Genomic DNA, 3,281 nt, shown 5'->3' on the forward strand with positions numbered 1-3,281 from the left:
GGCCTCGGTGCGCTCATCCTGTTCCCCCTCGCCTCGCGCCGTTTTGCCGGGCCGATCGGGCAGCCCTTCGGGCGGGTGCTGCTCGTGGTGGTGCGCTCGACGCCGGAATACATGCTGGCCTACGTGCTGCTGCAGCTGCTCGGACCCTCGATGCTGCCGGCGATCCTGGCTCTGACGATCCACAATGCCGGCATCGTCGGCTTCCTGATGGGGCGTCACGCCGACGACCTCGCCTACCGCCCCGACGCGCCGACCGGCCTGAACCTCTACAGCTACGAGACGCTGCCCCGGCTCTACGGGCAGTTCCTGGCCTACCTGCTCTACCGCTGGGAGCTGATCCTGCGCGAGAGCGCGATCTTCGGCATCCTCGGCGTGGCGACGCTCGGCTTCTACGTCGATGCCGCGATCTCGGAGTTGCGCCTGGACGTCGCTGTGCTGCTGATCGTCGCCACGGCGCTCCTGACCGCGATGGTCGACGCGCTGTCCCGGGCCCTGCGCCGGTCGCTGCGCCTCGCCGATCTGCCGACACGGCTGTCCAAACCCCTGCACGGGTCCGCGGCCGACCCGCCGCTGCGGGCGGCCTGTACCTGACGGCGCGCGGCCCTTGAGAGGATCGAAACGATGCGGACGGATCCGTTCACCGATACGTGGCTGTTCCTGATCGGGCAGCAGAGCGACGAGGTCGCCCTCGGTTGGGGGCGCTGGCTGGTCGCGGCCGGTCTCGCCCTGCTGGTCCTGGCCAGCATCGTCATCGCGATCCGGGAATGGATCGAGGATCCGGCCCAGCGGACCGGCCGCGACGTCACCCTGTGGGCGCTGCGCGCCCTGATCGGCGGCATGTGGTTCCAGGGCATGCTTTGGAAGCTGCCGCTCTTCTCCACCGAGAACGGGCTCTATTATTGGACCGGTGAGGAGGTGACCAACGCCGCCTTCGCGATCCACCGGGAGTTTGTGAAGGGCGTGCTGCTGCCGACGCCGAACTTCTACATCCTGGACGTGATGGTCTTCTTCACGGAGCTGACCTTCGCGGTCTCGCTGCTCCTCGGGCTCGGCGTCCGGATCGTCGGGGCGATCGGCGTCGTCTTCGTGGCGCAGCTCTGGCTCGGCCTCTACCTGCATCCGCAGGAATGGCCGTGGACCTACGTCTTCCTCGGCGGCCTCATGGCCCTGTTCAGCGTGTTCGGAGCGGGTCGCAGCCTCGGCCTCGACGCCGAACTGCGCCGCCGGTACCCGCCCGGCCTCACCTTCGGATGGGCCGCGAACCTCGTCCGCATCGCGACCTGAGAGCGGCCGGTCAGCCGGCCGGGCGGCCCTCGCGGGACAGGGCGCGGGCGAGGCGCAGGAAGGTCGTGCCGATCACCCAGGCGGCGCGCATCCCCACCCGCCAGTCCCCCGAGACCTTGGAGGCGCCGCCCTGCCGCGGCCGCTGCCCGACGGCGACCTCCGCGCAGCGCAGGCCCGCCGCCGAGGCGCGCATCAGCATCTCCAGATTCCAGCCGTAGGTCTCGTCCCGCATGCCGAGGCGCTCCAGCGCGTCGCGGCGGATCGCCCGGAACGGGGACATGTCGGTGAAGCGGGCCCCGTAGGTGAGCCGCAGCAGCCAGCCGGCGAGGTGACCGGCGACGATCTGCTGGGGGCTCATGGCGCCCGGCTCGCGGTCGCCGCGGATCCGGGAGCCGTGCACGAAATCCGCCAGGTTGGCGCGGATCGGATCGAGGAGGGCCGGCGCGCAGTCGAGCCGGTCGCTGCCGTCGCCGTCGACGAACAGGACGATGCGGGTCTCCGGCGGCAGCGCGGCGATCCCGGTCTGGATCGCCCGGCCGTAACCGCGGCGGCGCTCCACGAGGACGCGCGCGCCCGACGCGGCGGCCCGATCGCGGGTCGCATCCCGCGAGCCGCCATCGACGACGAGGACCGCATCGGCCCCGTGCGCCACGAGACCCGCCACGACGGCGCCGATCGCGGCCTCCTCGTCGAGGCAGGGCACGATGGCGGTGACGAAGGCTTCGGCGGTCACAGGCTCCAGCGGAGCCCGCAATTGCCGCAGGCCTGCGGCGGCGTGTCGGAGAGAAGGGCGGCCCGGAAATCCACGTAGGCCGGGCCATTCCAGATCGCCCGCAGGGTGTCCTGCGTGGCGTCGCCGAGGGTGTAGTTCTCGTAGCCGCGCTGCGAGAATGGCGCGATGCAGCATGGCAGCGCCCGGCCGTTGGCGGTGACGTACATCACGTTCCAGGGCCGGCGGCACAGGGACCAGGGCGAGCCGTCGGTGTCGCGACGCAGGCTCATCCCCGGCTCGCTCGCCGCCCCGGACGCCGAGAAGGTGAGCCCGAGCGCGCGTGCGACCGCCTCGGCTTCGGACAGGTAATGGGCCTCGTCCGCCTCCATGCGCTCGTATAGGGCCTGATCGGGCCGCGCCATGCCGAGGGCGTCGTCCGCGAAGTAGACCAGCCGCTGGAGGTAGACCTCCTTCACGCCGGCCTCGGCCGCCACCCGCACGAAGGCGGGCAGCTCCGGCAGGGTCTCCTTGAGCCCGGTGAGCCAAGCCGAGACCCGGGGCTTCGCGTGGCCCTCGCGCTCCTGCAGCGCCCGGAAGGCCCGGACGTTCTTCAGAATCCGTTCGAAATAGTCCTTTCCGCGCACGGTGATGTACGAGGCGCGTGTCGACGCATCGAGCGAGACGCGCAGCTCGTCCAGGCCGGCCTCGATCAGGGCCCGTCCGTTCTTCTCGGACAGCACCGTGCCGTTGGTGTTGAACAGGACGTAGGTTCCGCGATCCTTGAGGTAGCGCACCATCCGGGGCAGGTCCTTGACCAGCATCGGCTCGCCGACCCCGTGAAGCACGGCGCGGCTGAGATCCGGCACCTGATCGACGATGCGCGTGAACAGGTCCCAGCTCATGTCGGCCGGCGGCTCGAGCTCGACATAGGTGCGCGGACAGGTGGTGCAGAGCAGGTTGCAGCGGTTCGTCACCTCCAGATAGAGGCAGACCGGCAGCCGCTCGACGACGGTCTCGACCGTCCGCGGCGCCGCCTCGTGATAGCGACGCGGGTCGATGGCCGGCGTGGCGAGGTGGGTGGCTGCGGTCATCGGGTGAGTCCGGAGCGGCGGCGGAGTTCGACGTGCACGAGCGACGCCGCCGCCACCAGGGCGGCGAGGATCGCCGAGCGGGCCTCGTAGGGCAGCTGCGGATCGCCGGGGACGACGTCGTAGAGCATGAAGCCTCCCACCGTGAGGACCCACCTGGAAGCGTGGCGGCGACGCTCAAGAACGCACGGCCAGCA

5 protein-coding genes are annotated in these 3,281 nt (G+C 70.9%); 2 read left to right on the forward strand and 3 right to left on the reverse strand.

Annotated elements, in window-relative coordinates; all coding sequences use genetic code 11:
* Both I53_RS00875 and I53_RS00880 read left to right on the forward strand, forming a co-directional pair.
* Positions 1 to 591: hypothetical protein (locus tag I53_RS00875; protein WP_043345660.1), on the forward strand; the 591-nt coding region annotated here is incomplete at its 5' end.
* Positions 592 to 621: 30 nt separating this feature from the next.
* On the forward strand, positions 622 to 1,284 hold the full coding sequence (locus I53_RS00880) for a hypothetical protein (protein ID WP_043345662.1): 663 nt from the start codon (positions 622 to 624) through the stop codon (positions 1,282 to 1,284).
* Positions 1,285 to 1,294: 10 nt separating this feature from the next.
* Here the strand turns inward: I53_RS00880 and I53_RS00885 are convergent, their stop codons facing one another.
* The 3 genes from I53_RS00885 to I53_RS34440 all read right to left on the reverse strand — a co-directional run.
* Positions 1,295 to 2,017: a glycosyltransferase family 2 protein gene (locus I53_RS00885; RefSeq protein ID WP_043345664.1), complete on the reverse strand. Its 723-nt coding sequence runs from the start codon at positions 2,015 to 2,017 to the stop codon at positions 1,295 to 1,297.
* A complete protein-coding gene (locus I53_RS00890) occupies positions 2,014 to 3,087 on the reverse strand; it encodes a radical SAM protein (RefSeq protein ID WP_043345667.1) in 1,074 nt (357 codons plus the stop codon). Before I53_RS00890 ends, I53_RS00885 begins: the two co-directional genes overlap by 4 nt.
* Positions 3,084 to 3,281: hypothetical protein (locus I53_RS34440; protein ID WP_210161557.1), on the reverse strand; the 198-nt coding region annotated here is incomplete at its 5' end. The genes I53_RS34440 and I53_RS00890, both read right to left, overlap by 4 nt.

This window comes from Methylobacterium sp. B1, assembly GCF_000333255.1.
Taxonomy (GTDB): domain Bacteria; phylum Pseudomonadota; class Alphaproteobacteria; order Rhizobiales; family Beijerinckiaceae; genus Methylobacterium; species Methylobacterium fujisawaense.

Bases quoted from the DNA above. Each gene is read 5' to 3' on its own strand.
- I53_RS00880 (WP_043345662.1), top strand. From the start codon at position 622: ATGCGGACGGATCCGTTCACCGATACGTGGCTGTTCCTGATCGGGCAG.
- I53_RS00890 (WP_043345667.1), bottom strand. From the start codon at position 3,087: ATGACCGCAGCCACCCACCTCGCCACGCCGGCCATCGACCCGCGTCGC.